The following is a 19,461-nucleotide window of genomic DNA, read 5'->3' as shown; positions in this document are numbered from 1 at the left end:
AAGCGGGGGATTTCCCTCGCTTTCTCTTTATCCGAGGATTGTTCTTCGGATGTATAGAAAGAGAGGGGATTGGATGGAACGAAGTCGAAAACGAATAGAAAAACAACTGCAACAGACGATCATCATGGTGGAGACGTTACTTCGGATGCCGGCCGTGCCACGAACAGAACTACTCGCATTGGCAAGCTGGCTTGAAGGACTGGGGAGAGAGGAACTGTTCAGAGGACTTGCCGATCAAGTGAGTCGGGAAAAAGCGACGTGGGAACAAATGAATGCGGTCATCACGCAGCCAATCGTTAAAGAATTACTGCAGCCAATCGTCGATCAGTTGTCGGAACGTTCACGCGCAAACCGGATTCGAAAAGAATTGGTCGTCACTGTGACAAGACGTTTTCTTGAGAATATCAAATGGAAAAAATCGCTCGAACAGGAGCGCTATATGTCACGATTCTTCAGTTCGGTGGAAGACACGTTGTCGATATCACATGATATTGCTATGGATGCCGTCATTATCGACCATTCATCTATCGTGGAATCATTGGAGTTGTTCCAAAAACTGATCAAACAAATGGAGTCAGCATTCGTTCCCGTCATCATCGTAGGTCCAAACCGGTCTGATATTCGTCAAGTCAGCTATGAGATGGGAGCCGATGACTACTGGGATGAGACAGTGACGAATGAAGAACGACATGTTCGTCTAGCGAGACTATTACGAAAATTAAGGGTCGTATCTTCGACGATCTTGGTCGATGAACTGACGGGAGCTTATAACCGGAAATACCTCCAAAATGCCTTTGATCGTCGCGTAGCACGTCTCGAACGTGAACAGCGGACATTTGGGTTAGCGATTTTTGATATCGATCATTTTAAGAGGATCAATGATTTACATGGACATCCAACGGGGGATTTGGTCCTCTCCGAACTAGCTACCATCGTTCAACAAGCCGCTCGTCTCGATGATGAATTCATTCGTTTCGGTGGTGAGGAATTCATCTTATTGTTTTCAGCAGAAACAGTACCGCAAGCCGTTGCGAGTATGAATAAAATTCGCGAGCGTGTCGAGCGCCATATTTTTGCGAACGGATTAAAAGTAACGGTTTCGATTGGTCTCTCCTTTGCTTTTGATCTCCTCACATCCCTGGCGCAAGCAACAGCAGAGGCAGATGAAGCTCTATATCAAGCGAAACGTAATGGTCGTAATCAAGTGGTGTCCTATTCGACAGCGATATCGATTGAAAAAATACCAGTCTATATCCGTGTCGAGGAAGGATTCCTTAAACAGGTACATACGCTTGATATGCCGGGTCATCCGAAATACCATATTGAGGTGATTCCGCTAGATGATCAACGGACGTCGCCAATACAATTGGCGATTCTTTCACTCGATCAGTTAGCAAGCGAGAACTTTGTACGATTAGAGGAGTGGAGACAACAACGGGAATCGATCATTGATGCTTTGGTCGTGACGGATCAAGAAGACGATCGTTTAGCCAATGCGCTATCATGCGGTGCGACAGACTATATCATGACCTCACAGATCGATTCTGATATGGAGGAATGGATTGCTGAATGGATCATGCAAATTCCTTAAAAAAACAGCCACATTCGTCCATCATACGGAGCAATGTGGCTGTTTTTTAGTTACTGATCATATCGACGAATGATGAACGGATAATCGTTTCCCTCGACCGCATCATAATGTGTTTCGGAAGTAATCTGAAATGAAGATGGGATTTCAGGATAATGTACATCTCCAGAAAGAACCGTATCAATTTCAGTGACATACAGGCGGCGAGCAAGAGGAAGCGTTTGAGCAAACAACTCTCCACCACCAATCAAAAAGACTTCTTCTTCTGAATCGACGTATGGTTGCAAAGCAGATAGATCATGCCATACCGTTACACCTTCGGCTGCAAACGTCTGATCGCGCGTAATGACGATGTTCTCTCGACCGGGCAACGGTCGTCCGATGGATTCGAACGTCTTTCGTCCCATGATGATCGGTTTGCTAATCGTCGTACGCTTGAAGTGAGCTAAATCAGCTGGAAGGTGCCAAGGCATCGCATTGTCACGACCGATGACATGATTTTTTGTAAACGCTACGATATGTGTGATCATACGGCTACCACACCTTTAATGTGCGGATCAGGATCATAGCCTTCAATGATGATGTCTTCGAAGCGGAAGTCTTCAATACGATCGACTGTTCGAGCGAAGCGCAGCGTCGGTAATTTTTTCGGGGTACGCGTCAACTGAAGTTTAACTTGTTCAATATGATTTGAATAGATATGAGCGTCACCGAGCGTATGAACGAAGTCACCAACCTCAAGTCCACACACATGAGCAATCATATGTGTCAGTAACGCATAAGATGCAATATTAAATGGTACGCCTAGGAAAACATCAGCTGAACGTTGATACAATTGGCATGATAGTTTTCCGTCAGCGACATAAAATTGGAACAAGAGATGACAAGGTGGTAAAGCCATCTCATCGACTTGTCCAGGATTCCAAGCACTGACGATCAAACGACGAGAATCCGGATTCGTCTTAATCTGTTCAATGACTTGTGCTAGCTGATCGACCGTCGTGCCATCTGGACGTGGAAAAGAGCGCCATTGTGCCCCGTAAACAGGACCTAGATTTCCGTTCTCATCGGCCCATTCGTTCCAAATCCGCACACCATTTTCCTGTAGATAACGAATATTCGTATCACCCGAGATGAACCAAATCAACTCATGGATGATCGACTTCATATGTAACTTTTTCGTCGTAATGAGAGGGAAACCATCTTGAAGGGAGAAGCGCATTTGGTGACCAAACACGCTGAGTGTTCCCGTTCCCGTCCGGTCTTCCTTTTTTGTTCCGTGTTCCAAAATGTGTTCGCAAAGTGCATGATATTGTTCCATCGGATGACATCTCCTTTTCGAAAAATCCAAATTTCATTGTACCATAAATTAAGATTTTGAGGATGTCGGTAAATGTCTTGCGAATAGATAACGGAATAAGCCAAAGAGCGGAATCACGTCTTGCCAATCTAGTGATTGTGCATTCCGAACACGAATGCGCCGGAGCAGATAGACTTGCAGAATGTAGAATAATAACAAATCGACGGTCATCGTTCGAACGAATTGATTGGTCTCAAAGTAGATGCGGAATATACTCCAATCAGACCGAGCAAGAGCAATCCAAAGCAATAATGTCGTCACTACGCTAAGTAAGGCGACGACGGTAGGAATCCACCCGCGACGACGAAAAGGAAGAAACGTTTTCCTTGGAATAGCGAGGGCGACATAAGGCATCAACACGAAGGCACCTAAGAAGAACGATCCAATACTTGCGACGAGCGGTCCCGGGCGCATGAATCGTTTCTCATCTAGAAATAGTAAAAAGAAAGCGAACGGATAAATACCGAGTAAGGCAAATAAACTTAACGCGGATGTATCAAATTGACTTTGGTCGAAACGTAAAAACGACATCAAGAAACCTTCTGGAAAGACACGATTATTTCCAAATAATAAGATGAAGACAATAGCAATCGCCCAGACAAGGAAGAGCAAATATCGACGATACATTTGTCCACACTCCTTTCTCATACCTTTCTTTCCCATCATCTTGGATGTAGTAAACACTTGTATTTCATATTTCATGATATCAAATATGTTAAGGTTCTTGCTTGAGCACCTCTTATGGACATGTTAAGATGACGTTGTGAGAATTGAAAGCGCTTTTACAAATTGATGCAATCGTTTGCTCAATATGTAGCACGTTACGTACATAAAAGAGGAGAGTGTTGAGGATGGAACGTAAATGGTGGCATGATAGTGTCGTTTATCAAATTTACCCACGTAGTTATAATGATTCGAATGGGGATGGAATCGGTGACTTGAACGGAATCATCGAAAAGTTGGATTATTTGAAGACACTTGGTATCGACGTCATTTGGCTAAGTCCTGTCTATGATTCACCGAATGACGATAATGGCTATGATATTCGTGATTATGAAGCCATCATGAAGGAATTCGGGACGATGGATGATTTTGATCGTCTTCTAGATGAGGCACATGCACGAGATATCAAAATCGTCATGGACCTTGTCATCAATCATTCGTCAGATGAACATCAGTGGTTCGCGGAATCGCGTCAAAGCAAGGACAATCCATATCGGGATTATTATATGTGGCGCCCGGCAAATCCAGACGGTTCTCTACCAAACAACTGGGGGTCGATTTTCTCTGGACCTGCCTGGGAATATGATGAAACAACGAATGAATACTATCTTCACTTATTCTCGAAGAAGCAGCCTGACTTGAACTGGGAAAATGAGCAGATGCGTCACGATGTGTACGGGATGATTCGTCGCTGGTTGGATCGAGGGATTGATGGTTTCCGAATGGACGTCATCAACTTGATTTCGAAGACACCTGGCTTACCAGATGCGACGGTCCATCCAGGAGCACTGTATGGAGATGGTGGAGAACATTATATCAACGGACCACGTGTCCATGAGTTTTTACACGAGATGAACGAAGCTTCCTTCGGTAAATACGATGTCCTGACAGTCGGTGAGATGCCAGGAGCGACGACGGATGATGCCATTCTTTACACGGATCCGGCACGTAAAGAGGTCAACATGGTCTTTACGTTCGAACATATGGATCTTGATTCAGGTCCGAACGGGAAATGGGACGTCATTCCGTTTGATTTACTCAAACTCAAGCAAAACTTCACCAAATGGCAGACGGCCTTACATGAGACGGGGTGGAACTCGCTCTATTGGAACAACCACGATCAACCCCGCGTCGTCAGTCGATTCGGAAATGACACGACGTACCGCGTCGAGTCAGCTAAGATGCTTGCTACATTGTTGCATTTGTTAAAAGGGACGCCATATATCTATCAAGGCGAGGAAATCGGCATGACGAACGTCGCTTTTGAAGACATCGCGGACTATGAAGATATCGAAATTCGGAACATGTGGAAAGAACGTACGGAACAAGGGGCATCACCGGCTGAACTACTACGTTCCATCCATATCAAAGGACGCGACAATGCGCGGACACCGATGCAGTGGGATGCGTCGGAGAACGCTGGTTTCTCAACGGGAACACCATGGTTGAAGGTCAATCCGAACTATCCGGAAATCAACGTCGAACAGGCGCTTGCAGATGAGCAATCCATCTTTTATTACTATCAACAGTTGATTCGTCTACGACATGACCATGAGCTCGTCGTCTATGGTCGCTATGAACTCTTACTCGAAGATCATCCAGAAGTATACGCCTACTCACGAACGCTTGAAGGGGAGACATGGTATATCTACTGTTCGTTTGCGGATCATGATGTGAATATTCCGTCTACGCATGATACGTCAGATCGGGTCATCGGAAACTATGATGGGTCCGTTGTTACCGACGAACTCACACTTCGACCTTATGAGGCCGTCGTCTTCCGTACGTTTGACGCATAAATTGTTTCGATAAAAAATGGCATTGCCCTTACATATGTAGGGGCAATGCCATTTTAATCATTAAGAAGGGATCGTTCTGATTTCGCGATCTGTTTCACTTGTGAAATGATTTTTTCACGATCAGTTGTTGTCGAATTGAGATGGATACCGTACAACCGCCCAGGACCGGAAGGCTTCTCATGCAATAAAAACCCTTCGATGCATAGTGGCACTTGTCCTTCAATCAATGAGAATTCAACGACGATTTTCATTGATTTGAGGAGTGGAAGTTTTAGTTCTGTGCTGATTGCTAGTCCGTTCGGTGAGATATTATGAATCTTCATCAACCCTTTCGGTGTACGCTGTTCATCTTTGAGCAAGTAAAATTCACCAATTATAGGAGTCTTCAGCGTATATCGAAACGGTTCATTGCGTTTGATTTTCATGTAGGCACCTCCAATCCCATTATCCGACAATTTCGTCAAGTCTTCTAGTTTTTTTTTGGTCATGCAGCAGCGTCTGTCGATTGTTTCGTCGGATGGATACGTTTTGCTAAATACATGAATGGTGTCGCGAACCAAGCGACGACGAATTTCGCGAGATACGTCGTAATGAAGATTTGCCACCAGATGGAGAAGGGCATATCGTGAAAGGCAATCGCACAAAACGTCAACGTATCAAGCAATTGACTTAATACGGTTGACCCTGTCGTCCGTAACCAAAGCTTACGTTCGCCTGTCTTCTGACGGATTTTTGAATAAATAAAGACATCGAATAGTTGCGAGACAAGATAAGCGGCAAGACTACCGACAGCAATCCATGGTAAAAGTCCAAACAATAAATGCAAGGAATCGGATGTTTCGAGTGCAGCCTTATCAGCAAGTGGTGTATACAAGAGACTGAACTGCATGAGGACGGTCGTCGTGATCAGGGAGAAGAACCCCATATAGACGCCTTTACGAGCGACCTGTTTTCCGTATTTTTCATTGAGGATATCTGTCGCTAGATAACAACTGCCATACACGACGTTCCCTAACGTAAAGACGAAACCAAAAATATCGACGGTTTGTGTGACTTGGATGTTTGCAATGATTGTTGCGATGGCAATCCACATCAACAATCCTGTCTTACCAAATAAATAATAACTGAAAATCAATAATCCCATCGTTAAAAAAATGGAAGGGATCCATAACCATTCGTTCATGAGATGTACTCCTTTCTGTTCATACAGATGAAAATTGTACGCTGAAATTCATCAACTGTCAAAGGTGACGAAGCGACGAGGGGCATTAAAAAAAGACCATGAGTTTCATGGTCTTTCGGACGGTCTTTAGCCCATTCGTTGCAGAGAGTACCGGCGACGTCTTCCTTTGACGTAATAGTTCTCTGTCGACGTAAAATCATTCGCTTCCAAAATGCGTTTTGCAAACGAAGCGTGTGGTGATTGTTCAAGGACACGCGCGCGTACTTCGTGACGATCTAGTACCCCAGAATACGTCAATGCTTCAGCAACTGCTTGAGTAGCTAGACCCCGACGCGTATAGGGATCAAACACCATGAAGTCGAGTTGGAAGTAATGACCCATTTTTAAGAGCAGAACCCGCCCCACGATCGTATCCGCTTCAACGATATCAAAGTAATAATCTTCAGGATAACTGTGCTCGACGGAATCAAAAGCCCGCTCTTCTCCAAGCTCATGGTCATACCCTTTGATTTCTTGCGGAGTCAGTCCATATGCTTGCTCGCCATACTTCAAGAAATGATCGTACTCAGCTTGATCGACATGACGTAATGTTCGACGTCTCAATTCCATCACAAAATCCTCCCTCATCCCAATTGATGCTTCGTTTACATTATAGCGATACCCTCCGTGCAATTGCAAAAATTAACTGGAATCGATCCGCAGGAAGAAATCTAAAAAAAGTCATTCTGTAATCATCTTGTGATTGTTTTAATTACCTCGGAATATGGTAAAGTAATGATATAGACAACTGCATACTGGAAGGGGCTGGAAAACGTGTTCACAGAACGTGACGGAATCAAATTGCGTCTAGAGCAAATCGAACGATTGTATTCGGACTTGAATCGTGAAGCGAAACAATTGACGGAACGCTTACGCCAATTAGATGAACAAGGGGATGAAGTTCAACATGATCTTTCCCTTAATAAAGAAGACCGCGATCATTTGAAGTCAAGCATCGATGAGACGCTTCAGGCACTCATGAAGCGGACGACGGTCGATGCAAAAGTCGAACAGGAAAAGCAAGAAGACCTGATTTCGAAAAAAGCATTGATTGAAGATATCGAAGGATTATTGAAGAAAAAGAAATGAGCTAGCTCCGGCTAGCTTATTTTTTTGTGGAGGAACACATTATGAAACCAACCATTGGACTGACGACATGTCTTCGTCCGACTGACGACGTGCATCATCGTGTGAAGCAGTTGTTAGCGGATGAGACGATACATTTTATCTACGTCGTGCGTCAGAAAAAAAGCATAGAACACTTGCAACAGGAGACAGGATTACCGGTGCTTGTCGTCGATAAACAACGGCTTGATTTATATCCACTAGGTGAGACGACATCGTTCTTTTTCCATCCTTCAAGTGCGGTGTTTCGCATCAAACAAATTGATGCAGGAGGAGGCGACCCTCTCGTTGCGAGTGGACGCTTATCGGAAGGGATGCGTGTGCTTGACTGCACACTTGGTCTTGGAGCAGATGCCATCGTCATGAGTCATGCCATCGGAGAGCGAGGTCAGATTACCGGCTTAGAAAGTCGGGTTGAGACAGCATTTGTCGTTAAGAACGGATTAAAACGGTGGGAAGAATCCTACGAACCGATCAATCAAGCGATGCGACGAATCGAAGTGAGAGTCAAACACCATCTCGCCTATTTGAAAGAATGTCCGGATAATTCCTTTGATGTCATCTACTTTGATCCTATGTTCGAACAGACCGTCGAAGAATCGACGCATCTCGATGCTTTACGAACGCTTGCGAATTATGAAGCCTTATCTGTGGAAGCGATGGTGGAGGCGAAGCGTGTGGCACGTCAGCGCATCGTGTTAAAAGCACATTATGAGAGTCCATTGTTTGAACGGTTTGGGTTCGAACGAACAAAGCGGAAGACGTCGAAGTTGCATTATGGCGTGATTGAACTGTAGATCAAAAAAAGACCTCTGCCAATCATACGGCAGAGGTCTTACTCGTTATTCGCTGATTATTGAACAGCGTCTTTTAATTCGTCTTCCATCTCTTCAAACGTTTCCTGAACGGCATTGACCGGTTGTTTCGTCATCAAGCTGACAACGACCGTAAAGATCAAGCTTGTGAAGAATCCAGGTACCATTTCGTAAAGTGTCGTACTAAGTCCGAATTGAACCCAGATGATGACAGTCAAGGCACCTGAGATGATACCAGCCAGTGCACCTTGTTTCGTCATCCGTTTCCAGTAGAGAGAAAGCAAGATGATCGGACCAAAGGCAGAACCGAATCCAGCCCATGCATAACCGACAAGTGCAAGAATCGTCGCTGACGGATTCCAAGCGAGTACACTTGCAACGATTGCTACGAGAAGCACAGAGATTCGACCAGTAAAGACGAGTTGTTTATCCGTTGCATCCTTTTTCAAGAACGTTTTATAAAAATCTTCTGTCAATGCACTCGAAGTAACGAGCAACTGTGATGAAATCGTCGACATGATTGCTGCAAGAATCGCAGCCATCAAGAACCCAGTGATATAAGGGTGGAACAGTACATCAGAGAAGCGGATAAAGACCGTTTCCGGGTCGCCAAGTCCGTTGCCTTGACCTTCGAAATAGGCGATTCCGACGAGTCCTGTCATCATCGCACCAAGAATCGAGATGAACATCCATCCGATCCCGATACGACGGGCGCTTTTTAAATCCTTGACTGAGCGAATCGCCATGAAACGGACGATGATGTGTGGTTGACCGAAGTAACCAAGTCCCCAGGCAAGGAATCCGATGATTCCAAGAACTGTTGTTCCTTTAAGTGGATCAAACAACGAAGGGTCTAATTTTTCAGCGTAGTTGTAGGCACCATCGACTCCGCCGACGTCTGTCAATGCGACGACAGGAACAAGCACGAGTGCGATGAACATGATACAGCCCTGGACGAAGTCGGTCCAACTAACTGCGAGAAAACCGCCGAATAACGTGTAGGCGATTACGACCGCAATCGTCAAGAGCATACCATAGTGGTAATCAAATCCGAATGAGCTGACAAATAATTTTCCACCTGAGACGATTCCAGCTGATGTGTAGAACGTGAAGAAGATGATGATGACGAGTGCTGATACAGTACGAAGCACACGTGATTTGTCTTCAAAACGATTCTCTAAGAAATCAGGGATCGTAATCGAGTCGTTCGCCATTTCCGTATAAAGTCGAAAACGTGGTGCGAGTACTAAATAGTTTACGTAACATCCAATCAATAATCCGAGTGCGAGCCAGAGTGCTGAAACACCTGTCGCGTACATGGCGCCGGGAAGTCCCATGAGCATCCATCCACTCATATCCGATGCACCAGCAGAGAGTGCTGTGACACCTGGACCGAGATCGCGTCCGCCTAACATGTAATCTTCTGTATTCGTCGTTCGCTTGTAGGCAAAATAACCGATTGCCAACATGAGAACAAGATACAGGATGATTGAAATCCATTCTTGCGTCATAAAGTTAAATCCTCCAAATGCAATAGTTTTTTTCAGCGATCAAGCATGTATTGACTCATTCGCCAAATGATATGTTCCCCCACCTTACAGGGGATAAAACGACTTTGCAAGTCACTTCAAATTCATGAAAAGTGCCGCCACGCCTAGTGCCTTAAGGGATTGGGACGGTTTTAGTCCCTGTTGAAGTTCTACTAGTTCGAATGTTCGGAATAATTAAATGAAAAATAAATGACCCTAATAAATTAGGATCATTCGTGTCATGTTAATTGGCCCAAAACTGTTGGTATGCGGAGCTTAAACGGTCTAATGCCTGATCTAATTGTACACGAGGACACCCGATATTTAACCGTTCAAATGTTTCTCCGCCAGATCCGAACGAAGAACCATGTGTTAGAGCGATTTTTGCTTCCTTGACGAGCCAATCTGCTCGTGTTTTACTATCTAGTTTGAGTGCTTTGAAGTCGATCCACAACAGGAAAGTTGATTCTGGAATGACAACGTCTAATTTTGGCATCTCTTGGCGAATCCGACGAATAGCATGGTCACGATTTCCCTCTAAATATATAAGTAATTGTGAAAGCCATTGCTCACTCGCAACATCACCATACGCTGCTGTAATAGCAGTTGAAGCTAATGCATTCGGGTGAACGAAATGACGTTGCTGGATACGATCAATCTGTTGACGAATCGAGATGTCAGGTACGATCAGATAAGACGCATAGAGACCCGGAATATTGAACGTTTTGGATGGTGCACTCACTAAAATGAGTTTTTCATAATCCAAACCAAGAATAGGCGTGTGCACGGAACCTGTATAGACAAGGTCCGCATGAATCTCGTCGGATACAAGATAAACATCATGTTGCTTTGCGAGTTCGACGATTTGTTGTAATTCTTCTCTCGGATAGACTTTACCGCTTGGATTATGCGGGCTACAGAGAATCATCATACGTGCTGTTCGCATTTGTCGTTCGAGAAGTGGAAAGTCGGTCTGGTACGTCTCACCGTCTAAAAGAAGCGGACTTTCAATGAGTTGTCGTTGATTAGACTGAATGATTTGATGAAATGGAGGATAGACCGGTGTTTGGATGATGATTTCATCACTTGGTTCAGTCAATGCTAGGACAGTATGCGCAAGTCCAGGAACGACACCGCTTGAATAAAGAATGGAATCAGTAGTGATTGATACGTCATACCGCTTTTGAAACCAATGCTGAATCGCTCGTTTTGCTTCGTCTTCAAACATCGAGTAACCGAAATGACCTGTAGCAGCACGTCTTGTCAATCGTTCTGTCAAATGGTGTGGTGGACGGACGTCCATGTCGGCAACCCACATCGGAATCAGCTCATCTGATCCATACAGCGAAGGGAGCCCGTCCCACTTGACGGATCCTGTATTTCGTTTCTCGATCGTTTCATCGAAATTGATTTGTTCCATCAGACTTCACTCCTGTTCTTTAATAATTGAATGACTCCATTTCACCATAGCGGATAGGGAGAGAGTGGGGCAAGTCGAAAAAATAAAGGTTTAACTTTTATTCGATAAGGAAATTACTAAACTCGAACCTACCATAACGGAACGGAGTGATGATCATGTTACATTCTAAATTAGTCGTCGGGCGATCGCCTGAAGAATTAGAGGAAAGACTAAATGACTTTTTTGAAAATAATGGGGTCGGATCGAACGCCATCATTACATTAAAATTTTCAACATTCGTTGCGTCTAAAGCGGATGAACATTATTCAGTTTTAGTCGTTTATGATAACTCGCTAACGAAAACTACATTGTAAATGAGTGACAAGAAGTTGATCTGAAAAAGCATCGACTTCTTGTTTTGTCTTTTTCTATAAGTTATACTAGAATCAGGTTTTGCAAGCTTCCGTAGGTTAATGGCAGACCTCAGCAATGGTAATGCTGCAGTGCGAGTTCGATTCTCGCCGGAAGCATAGACACGTCTTCCGTCTCAAGTGATATATACTTGAAACGGAAGACTTTTTTCATGAGTTCGATATTTTTGATTTGAGGAGTGACTTACATGCATCCAGTCATTCAATCTGTTGGTGATAAGATCAAGCAAGAACGAAAAAAACAAGGAATGACACAAAAAGCACTTTGTGAAGGAATTTGTAGTCAGGCTGAAATCAGTAAAATCGAAAATGGTCGAAATTCCCCGACGATTGATTTGTTGCAGCAGATTTGTCGAAGGCTTCGCATCCCGATTTCATTGTTTTTTGAAGATGAGATCGTCTCACAAAAATTAAATGAAATTGACCAACGAATGATTCGGCATTTGCGTGAAAAAACGTACTCAGATATGGGAAAAGACTTAGCAAAATATGAGAACGTCAATAATGCGGTTGAAACTCAAATTTTAATTCGCTACCATCAAGAATTACTAGACTATGAAAGAGGAAATATTGATTTTCGGACATGTATCGCCTCTTTATTACAAGTTGTCAGACAGGAACAGATCAAAGACAAATCATTTCTTCTTTATACACGAATTCAGATGGTAATTGCTGTTCTGTATACGAACCACGAAGAATATAGTCGTGCCCATCAAATCTATAAAGAACTATTAGACTTACCTTATCAAACAAGAGAATATAAAAAAATTCGAATGAAGATCATGTATAATTTCATACGTAATTTAGTAGAGTTTGAACGATTCGAAAAAGGGTTGCAGGAAGTTGAGAAGGTCATCGAAGAGACAAAACAATTGCAGGATTTAACGTATCTCGGACAGTTTTACTTTCAAAAAGGAATCTTATTAGAGGCGTTAAAAGCATCTGAATCAGAAACAAAAGAAGCGTATACGACCGCTTATTCTTTTTTCATTGCTACTCAGAATCACTCTTATCTAAAAATCCTTGAAACCTATTTTTCTGATCACCTCTTATTTCCGATTAATGAAAGTGAGTGAACAAAAAATGATAGATTTACCAACTTCATCAATTGGTAAAAAAATTAAGATGTTACGATTAGAAAAACGGATGACTCAAAAGGAACTGTGTGAGGATATTTGTAGTCAAGCTGAGATTAGTAAAATCGAGAATGGAAGAAACATTCCAACAATCGATTTATTACAACAAATTTCTAGAAAACTACGAATACCTATTTCTTTATTTTTTGCGGATGAACAGGTCTCGCAAAAGTTGAACGAAATTGACCAAAAAATGTTACGGCATTTTAGAGAAAAAACGTATGGGGAAATGTCAGCAGAGTTAGTTCAATATTCTAACTCTACAACCATATTTGAAATTAGAATTTTTATTCATTATTATCAAGTCCTGCTTGAATATGAAAGAGGAAATATTGATTTTCGTTCATGCATTACATCCTTACTTCAATTAGTTGCGCAAAAGAAAATCATGGAACAGTCGTCTCTTCTTTATATTCGAATTCAAATGGCAATTGCTGTTCTCTATACGAATAATAAGGAATATGCGCACTCTCACCAAATTTATGAAGATTTATTAAAAATGCCATATCAGACCTGTGAATATAAAAAAATTAAAATGAAAATCATGTACAATTATTTAAGAAATTTGTATAGACTAAAGCGATTTGAAGAAGGATTGCAAGAAGTTGAACAAGTAATTGAAGAGACAAAAAGACTACAAGATTTAACATATCTTGGTCACTTTTATTATCAAAAAGGGTTCTTTTTAGAATCATTACATGCTGCAAATAATGATATTAGAGAGGCATATACCATTGCCTATTCCTTTTTTATTGCAACAAATAATCATGCTTATCAAAAAATTCTTGAAGTGCATTTAGCAGAACTATTGCTATTCCCAATAGATGAAAGTGAGTGAAAAATGATGAAGATGAATTCACTAACTTCATCGATTGGTACAAAAATAAAACAGTTGCGTATTGAAAAGCAGATGACACAAAACGAACTGTGTAATGGTATTTGTAGCCAAGCTGAGATTAGTAAAATTGAAAATGGTTTGAATTCACCCACTGTAGATTTAATGAAGCAAATTGCCACTCGATTAAAAGTTCCAATTGCACTTTTATTCGAAGAACTTCAAGAAAACGAAGAAATGGAACGCTTTGATCAGACTGTTTCAGCGCTACTTCGAGATGAAAAGTATGAGCAGATCAAGAGATACATTTCTAAGCACAATAATAATGAAAATATTGAGTTAGTCATATTAAATGCATATTTTCGAATCATCGTCGACTTGAAACAGGATCAGTATGATTTTAGGACCGCGACTTTCCTATTAAATAACCTTCTAATTGAACGGGATGTTCAAAACGAATCAGTCACTTTGTTCATTCGAATCAAAACCGCGATTGCCAATTTATATGCTGAACATAAGCTATTCCATTTAACGACGAATTCTTATTTGGATATCGAAATTTTGTTAGAGAGTCTTAATAGCTCATTATATGTCACCTCTTTAATCAAAATTTATTTTAATCATGCCCAAATCCTTTTGTATCAAGATCTGTTTGAAGAATCAAAAATATATATTCAAAAAGGAATTGAATTATGTTTACTTCATCAGCAAACTTTTCTTTTAGGGCATTTGTATTTTCAATTAGGTAACTATCAAGAAGCGGTAGGAATAGATTCATTTCAAAAAACATATACAGTTGCGTATACATTATTGCATGCATTAGAGCTTAAATCGACTAAACAAAAAGTTGTTGATCTAAAAGAGGAACACTTATTATTTACTTTTGAGTAGACTTAAAAGTATTCCTATATAGGCTTGTCCCAATGCGAAATCTTATACTATATCTTGTTTTTAGAGTGCATAAAATTAGCAATCTTCTTTATCTGTTAAGAAAAATTTTTCGGAATCATAAACTGATTTCTCCGTATACTTAATCAAATAATAAACACGCTGTTAAGTGAAAATGAAACTACAAGAAAGGAGCAGAAATTTTGGAAATCGAAGCATTTGGTCAACATATTAAACAACTACGTGTCGAAAGAAATTTAACGCAAACAGAATTAGCAAGAGATGTATGTAGCCAAGCGGAATTGAGTAAAATCGAAAATGGAAAAATCATGCCGACGATAGATATTGTTCAACGGTTATCCCAAAAGCTCCATACTTCAACGGCTCATCTCTTCATTGATGCGAATGAGACCAGTCTATTTCATCAATTTGATAGACAATTGTCTGACTTTTCTAGACGACATCGTTATGATGACATGCTTGATTTCATTAAACAAACACCAAATGATTTACCTTCTTCTGTTCAATTATTAATTCGTTATTTTGAGTGGGTAGCTCGTGAGGGTAAAAAAGATATTGACTACCGTACTTGTATTTCTCAATTACTTTACTTATCAGATCAAGAACAAATGGAAATCGAATACCCATCTATTTTCTTAAGAATTAAAATGTCTGTCGCAAACTATTATTATTTAAATCACCAATATCAATATGCGCGAAAAATATATGAAGAATTATTAGAGTATGATTATATGACATATGATTTGATAAAACTAAAATCTAAAATTATGTATAACTATGCGCAGCAACTGTACTTTCAATCAGATTTTGAAACGGGACTGAAGATAACAGAAAAAGGCATTCAATCATCTCTAGAAAGAAAAGATACGTCATTGTTAGGTCATTTTTTTTATCAACGAGGTTGTTTTTATGAAAAGTTAGATTATCCACGTAAGGACATTCAAGAAGCATTTACTCACGCGTATACCATATTTCACGCGTTAGACAATAGAAATCACGCCGAACTAGTATTAAATGGTAAACGTGATTTTTTATACTTTGAACTTTAAAATAGATGAAGGAGGAGATCGTATGAGTCATTTATCTTCATCAATAGGATATGAAATTAAACGGATTCGAAAAGAGAAAAATATGACTCAAGCTGAATTATGTAAGGGAATATGTAGTCAAGCCGAAATTAGTAAAGTAGAAAATGGTAAAAATTCACCAACAATTGATTGGTTACAACAAGTTGCAAAACGTCTTAAGGTACCGCTGTCGATGTTGTTTGAAGATCATCTTCGAAGTGATATGTATACATCTTATGATCAACAGTTGTTAAGGTTGTTACAAGGTAATCAATTTGAAGAAGCCTGCATGATTATTGATGATATAAAAAACAAAATAGACTACGATGAGATAAAATTTTTAGCAATGTATTATGAAATTATCATTCATGAAAAACGAAATTTTAGAACTTATCTTGAAACCATTGGTGAATTTAAACAATTATTGATGCATACGTCATTACAATTCAAATCTCCAACGCTTTATTTAAGAATTCATATGGCAATCGCGATTTCTTTTATTGAGCATGAGGATTTTGATTCAGCAGAAAATAGCTTTCAAGAATTGCTTCGGTTTAACTATGACACAATTGAACTGAAAAAAGTTCGTATTAAGATTCTTTATAACTATGCAAAACAACTATCTGAACAAAATCGAAATCAACTTGGATTAGAGATTACTAAACAAGGCATTCAAGAGAGCTTGCAAATTGAAGATGGTCAACTTTTAGGTCAACTATATTATCAAAGAGGTTACTTCAAAAAAATTTTGAATCGTAACCCCTCTGACATCCAAAAAGACTTTACAATGGCGTACTCATTATTCCGTACCTTTAATCTACCTGTTCATGAAAAAATCTTACTTGAAAAAAATAGTTCATTTGTTTTATTTCGTATTTAGAATCGTTCACCTGTCTTTTTACATGCAAGAAGTGCCTGTTCAATCAATTCAGATGCACGATCGGGGTATTGTTGATGCCCTTCTAAAATGACTGTCGATACATCATCAATTCCGAAAAATGCTAATAAGTCTAACATGTAGCGAACAGCGTGTTCACTTGGTGCTTTCTCTTTTGTCGAGTAATCACCACCGCGTGAATGAATCAACAGGACTTGTTTGTCTTCAACAAGTCCAATCGAACCTTCGGCCGTATAACGAAATGTTTGACCAGCTTGAGCAAGGTAATCCATATAATTGTGCAGCGGTGCCGGAACCGTCAAGTTCCACATCGGAAATGAGAAGACGACCTTATCGGCATCTAAGAAACCGTTTAAATACTCCTGAAGTCGCTGTGCATGTGTCGCATCCTCTCCAGTTAATTCCTCGCCTTTAAAGAGGCGACCTGCCGCGCTCGCCAGTTTCAAATCGAAGAAGGGAAGACGTTCTTCAAATAAATTTAAAACCGTAACTGTATCATCCGGATGTGTTTCACGATACGCGTTCAAAAAGGCATCGTTCAATTCAGAGCTAATGCCTTTTTTTTGATGTGTGCTATCGTTCGCTTCGATGAATAGTAAATGTGACATAATCATTACTCCTTTCTATACCTCTCTATTCCCATTCTACTTAAAATCATGACTTCCCAATATTTTATTATTTTTAGAAAATTCAGGTTTTATTTCGGTTCTGATAAGGAAAAATAAACGACAGGAACTAGAAAGAGGGGATGGCGGTGAATACACAGCGACGTTCTTCCAATAGTCTGCAATATCATCGAGAGATTCGAGCAAATTATCAATTGTTCGGGATGATCATTTTTGTATTGACGAGTTGTGGTGCCGTTTTATATATCGTTGCCAACGTATTTAGTCGTTCTGGTCTGAACGGGGAGGATTGGACACGTGCACTTGTCATTGCAAGTGCTGGAATCGTGCAATATTTCATCGGTAAAAGTTCGTTGTCAGAGCGTTTAAAACCTCATATGATGTCGAGTATTTTTTTATTGATTCCTTATATTTATTATCCATTCATCGATCGGGGAGTCCAGACGGTTTGGGCATGTGCCCTTCTTTTCATTTTAGCGTCCTTAGTCGTCATCAACCGGACGATGCTACTATATGCAACAAGCATCACGACGGTTTCTCTTCTTTATATTTGGTATCAAACCCCGTCACTTGAAAATACTTCGATGTTTGCATCCGATCACATCGCGCGCATCGGACTCATCTTGATTGCGACGATCATTAGTTTACTGATTCATAATCAATATGTTACTCGTCTTGAACGCAATATTGACTACTTAGCCCGTCTACAGGAACAAGCATTTACGGATCCCGTGACAGGTTTGTCGAACCGTTCTTCTTTTGTCATTGAAGTGGATAAGAAAAAGCGAGAAGGCGATATGATTTGTCTGGTTGATCTGGATGATTTTAAAACCGTCAATGATGCTTTTGGTTACCGGACAGGTGATCGCACTTTGCACATCATTGGTCGTCGATTGATGAATCGCTTTCCGGATTGTACGATTGCGAAAGCAAGCGGAAGTGCCTTTTTACTGCATGCACCAAGCCATTACGACGCACGAAGCCTTTGTGACGATATTTTATCGAGTGTATCAGAACGCGTCCAAATCGACTTTAAACAGATTAACGTCACTGCAAGTATTGGTGTTTCCTATATGAATGACGAAACGACGGACCATGTCATCAATGATGCGGAGATTGCCTTGTTCACTGCTAAATCCAATCGTAAAAATACGTATGCGATTACAGATTTGGCGACACAAAATGAACGAAAACGGGCGCTTCAGTTAACACGCGACTTATACGATGCAGAGTTGGATCGCGACTTTTTTATTTTATTTCAACCTCAAGTCAATGCAAAAACGCGTCAAATTACAGGAGTCGAAGCATTGATTCGTTGGAATCATCCGGAATATGGTCTTGTTCCGCCAATTGAGTTCATTCCACTTGCGGAAAGGACACGTTTCATTGAGACTCTCGGAGGTTGGGTCATGCGTCAAGCCTGTTTCCAAGGAAAAGCATGGTTGGAAGAGGGAAAGGAACCTTTAACGATTTCCGTGAATGTCTCGCCGTGGGAACTGCGCCAACCCGATTTTACGGAGCGTGTATTAGCAATCTTAAAACAGTCAGGCTTTCCTCCATCATTACTCGAAATCGAAATGACAGAACACATCTTCATCGAAGGAACTGAGCAAATCATCGAGACATTAAATGCACTCCATTTATATGGGATTCGGATTGCGCTCGATGACTTCGGAACGGGCTTCTCATCCATGCAACCATTAGTGGAGTTACCATTCGATCAATTGAAGATTCCAAAAGAAATCGTTCAAGAAGCCATTCATTCAGAGAAAAAGCGAGCGATGATCGAGACGATCATTCAGTTAGGAAAGCGATTAGATATGACAATCGTCGCAGAAGGAATCGAACTAGAAGAAGAGGCAGCGTTGCTCGAGCGGTTAGGATGTCATACGTTGCAAGGCTACCTCTTCCATCGACCGCTACAACCGCGGCAACTCGAACATTTTTTAGCGATGTATCGGGAAGGGTAACCAATCAGTAAAAATTTAAAAAGCAAACA

Annotated in this window: 19 protein-coding genes and 1 tRNA gene; 11 read left to right on the top strand and 9 right to left on the bottom strand. The window is 41.0% G+C overall.

The window, feature by feature from the left end:
- The first annotated feature begins 73 nt into the window (after positions 1-73).
- Positions 74-1,591, top strand: coding sequence for a GGDEF domain-containing protein (locus KNQ12_RS02455; RefSeq protein WP_214746190.1), 1,518 nt, complete (start codon positions 74-76; stop codon positions 1,589-1,591).
- 50 nt (positions 1,592-1,641) lie between these two features.
- Here KNQ12_RS02455 and KNQ12_RS02450 read toward each other — a convergent pair whose 3' ends face one another.
- From KNQ12_RS02450 to KNQ12_RS02440, 3 genes are read right to left on the bottom strand one after another with little or no spacing between them, the layout of a single operon-like run.
- Positions 1,642-2,118, bottom strand: a complete 477-nt coding sequence (locus tag KNQ12_RS02450; protein WP_214746187.1) for a dihydrofolate reductase — start codon at positions 2,116-2,118, stop codon at positions 1,642-1,644.
- Positions 2,115-2,909, bottom strand: coding sequence for a thymidylate synthase (locus tag KNQ12_RS02445; protein WP_214746185.1), 795 nt, complete (start codon positions 2,907-2,909; stop codon positions 2,115-2,117). The genes KNQ12_RS02450 and KNQ12_RS02445 overlap by 4 nt, the downstream gene beginning before the upstream one ends.
- Before the next feature lie 48 nt (positions 2,910-2,957).
- Positions 2,958-3,575 carry a hypothetical protein gene (locus KNQ12_RS02440; RefSeq protein ID WP_214746183.1) on the bottom strand — a complete coding sequence of 206 codons (618 nt, stop codon included), beginning with the start codon at positions 3,573-3,575 and terminating at the stop codon, positions 2,958-2,960.
- Positions 3,576-3,799: 224 nt separating this feature from the next.
- On the opposite strand from KNQ12_RS02440, the gene KNQ12_RS02435 reads away from it, so the two are divergent.
- Positions 3,800-5,470 (top strand): glycoside hydrolase family 13 protein, encoded by a 1,671-nt coding sequence (locus tag KNQ12_RS02435; RefSeq protein ID WP_214746181.1) that lies wholly within the window; start codon positions 3,800-3,802, stop codon positions 5,468-5,470.
- A gap of 53 nt (positions 5,471-5,523) precedes the next feature.
- On the opposite strand, the gene KNQ12_RS02430 is transcribed toward KNQ12_RS02435, so the two are convergent.
- The 3 genes from KNQ12_RS02430 to KNQ12_RS02420 form a co-directional block, all read right to left on the bottom strand.
- Positions 5,524-5,958 (bottom strand): PilZ domain-containing protein, encoded by a 435-nt coding sequence (locus tag KNQ12_RS02430; RefSeq protein WP_251055697.1) that lies wholly within the window; start codon positions 5,956-5,958, stop codon positions 5,524-5,526.
- Positions 5,955-6,653 (bottom strand): queuosine precursor transporter, encoded by a 699-nt coding sequence (locus KNQ12_RS02425; RefSeq protein ID WP_029341956.1) that lies wholly within the window; start codon positions 6,651-6,653, stop codon positions 5,955-5,957. Before KNQ12_RS02425 ends, KNQ12_RS02430 begins: the two co-directional genes overlap by 4 nt.
- Positions 6,654-6,779: 126 nt before the next feature.
- Positions 6,780-7,262 carry a GNAT family N-acetyltransferase gene (locus tag KNQ12_RS02420; RefSeq protein WP_064299696.1) on the bottom strand — a complete coding sequence of 161 codons (483 nt, stop codon included), beginning with the start codon at positions 7,260-7,262 and terminating at the stop codon, positions 6,780-6,782.
- 204 nt (positions 7,263-7,466) lie between these two features.
- Between KNQ12_RS02420 and KNQ12_RS02415 the strand changes: the two genes are divergently transcribed.
- Positions 7,467-7,781, top strand: coding sequence for a hypothetical protein (locus KNQ12_RS02415; RefSeq protein ID WP_023468579.1), 315 nt, complete (start codon positions 7,467-7,469; stop codon positions 7,779-7,781).
- A gap of 41 nt (positions 7,782-7,822) precedes the next feature.
- Complete coding sequence (locus KNQ12_RS02410; RefSeq protein ID WP_214746179.1) at positions 7,823-8,614, top strand: class I SAM-dependent methyltransferase; 792 nt, start codon at positions 7,823-7,825, stop codon at positions 8,612-8,614.
- 56 nt (positions 8,615-8,670) lie between these two features.
- Here KNQ12_RS02410 and putP read toward each other — a convergent pair whose 3' ends face one another.
- Positions 8,671-10,143, bottom strand: a complete 1,473-nt coding sequence (gene putP / locus KNQ12_RS02405) for a sodium/proline symporter PutP (RefSeq protein WP_214746177.1) — start codon at positions 10,141-10,143, stop codon at positions 8,671-8,673.
- Positions 10,144-10,405: 262 nt separating this feature from the next.
- A complete protein-coding gene (locus KNQ12_RS02400) occupies positions 10,406-11,581 on the bottom strand; it encodes a MalY/PatB family protein (RefSeq protein ID WP_214746175.1) in 1,176 nt (391 codons plus the stop codon).
- Positions 11,582-12,019: 438 nt separating this feature from the next.
- On the opposite strand from KNQ12_RS02400, the gene KNQ12_RS02395 reads away from it, so the two are divergent.
- From KNQ12_RS02395 to KNQ12_RS02370, 6 genes are all read left to right on the top strand, one after another.
- Positions 12,020-12,090: transfer RNA gene (locus KNQ12_RS02395), tRNA-Thr, on the top strand.
- Positions 12,091-12,179: 89 nt separating this feature from the next.
- The gene (locus KNQ12_RS02390; RefSeq protein ID WP_285222518.1) at positions 12,180-13,067 is read left to right on the top strand and encodes a helix-turn-helix domain-containing protein; all 888 of its coding nucleotides are present in this window, start codon (positions 12,180-12,182) and stop codon (positions 13,065-13,067) included.
- On the top strand, positions 13,054-13,965 hold the full coding sequence (locus tag KNQ12_RS02385; protein ID WP_081637370.1) for a helix-turn-helix domain-containing protein: 912 nt from the start codon (positions 13,054-13,056) through the stop codon (positions 13,963-13,965). Before KNQ12_RS02390 ends, KNQ12_RS02385 begins: the two co-directional genes overlap by 14 nt.
- Before the next feature lie 12 nt (positions 13,966-13,977).
- On the top strand, positions 13,978-14,853 hold the full coding sequence (locus KNQ12_RS02380; RefSeq protein ID WP_214746171.1) for a helix-turn-helix domain-containing protein: 876 nt from the start codon (positions 13,978-13,980) through the stop codon (positions 14,851-14,853).
- A 200-nt stretch (positions 14,854-15,053) separates the two neighbouring features.
- Positions 15,054-15,920, top strand: a complete 867-nt coding sequence (locus KNQ12_RS02375) for a helix-turn-helix domain-containing protein (RefSeq protein WP_214746169.1) — start codon at positions 15,054-15,056, stop codon at positions 15,918-15,920.
- A 22-nt stretch (positions 15,921-15,942) separates the two neighbouring features.
- Complete coding sequence (locus tag KNQ12_RS02370) at positions 15,943-16,818, top strand: helix-turn-helix domain-containing protein (protein ID WP_214746167.1); 876 nt, start codon at positions 15,943-15,945, stop codon at positions 16,816-16,818.
- Here the strand turns inward: KNQ12_RS02370 and KNQ12_RS02365 are convergent.
- Positions 16,815-17,444 carry an FMN-dependent NADH-azoreductase gene (locus tag KNQ12_RS02365; protein WP_214746165.1) on the bottom strand — a complete coding sequence of 210 codons (630 nt, stop codon included), beginning with the start codon at positions 17,442-17,444 and terminating at the stop codon, positions 16,815-16,817. The two genes, KNQ12_RS02370 and KNQ12_RS02365, sit on opposite strands and share 4 nt — an antisense overlap.
- 146 nt (positions 17,445-17,590) lie before the next feature.
- Here KNQ12_RS02365 and KNQ12_RS02360 point away from each other — a divergent pair, with 146 nt between their 5' ends.
- On the top strand, positions 17,591-19,432 hold the full coding sequence (locus tag KNQ12_RS02360; protein WP_483297635.1) for a putative bifunctional diguanylate cyclase/phosphodiesterase: 1,842 nt from the start codon (positions 17,591-17,593) through the stop codon (positions 19,430-19,432).
- The last annotated feature ends 29 nt before the right edge of the window (positions 19,433-19,461 follow it).

The sequence above is a fragment of the Exiguobacterium sp. s11 genome, assembly GCF_018619015.1.
Lineage (GTDB): Bacteria > Bacillota > Bacilli > Exiguobacteriales > Exiguobacteriaceae > Exiguobacterium_A > Exiguobacterium_A indicum.
Note: the sequence above shows the minus strand (reverse complement) of the source record. Positions and strands in the feature narration are given on the sequence as shown.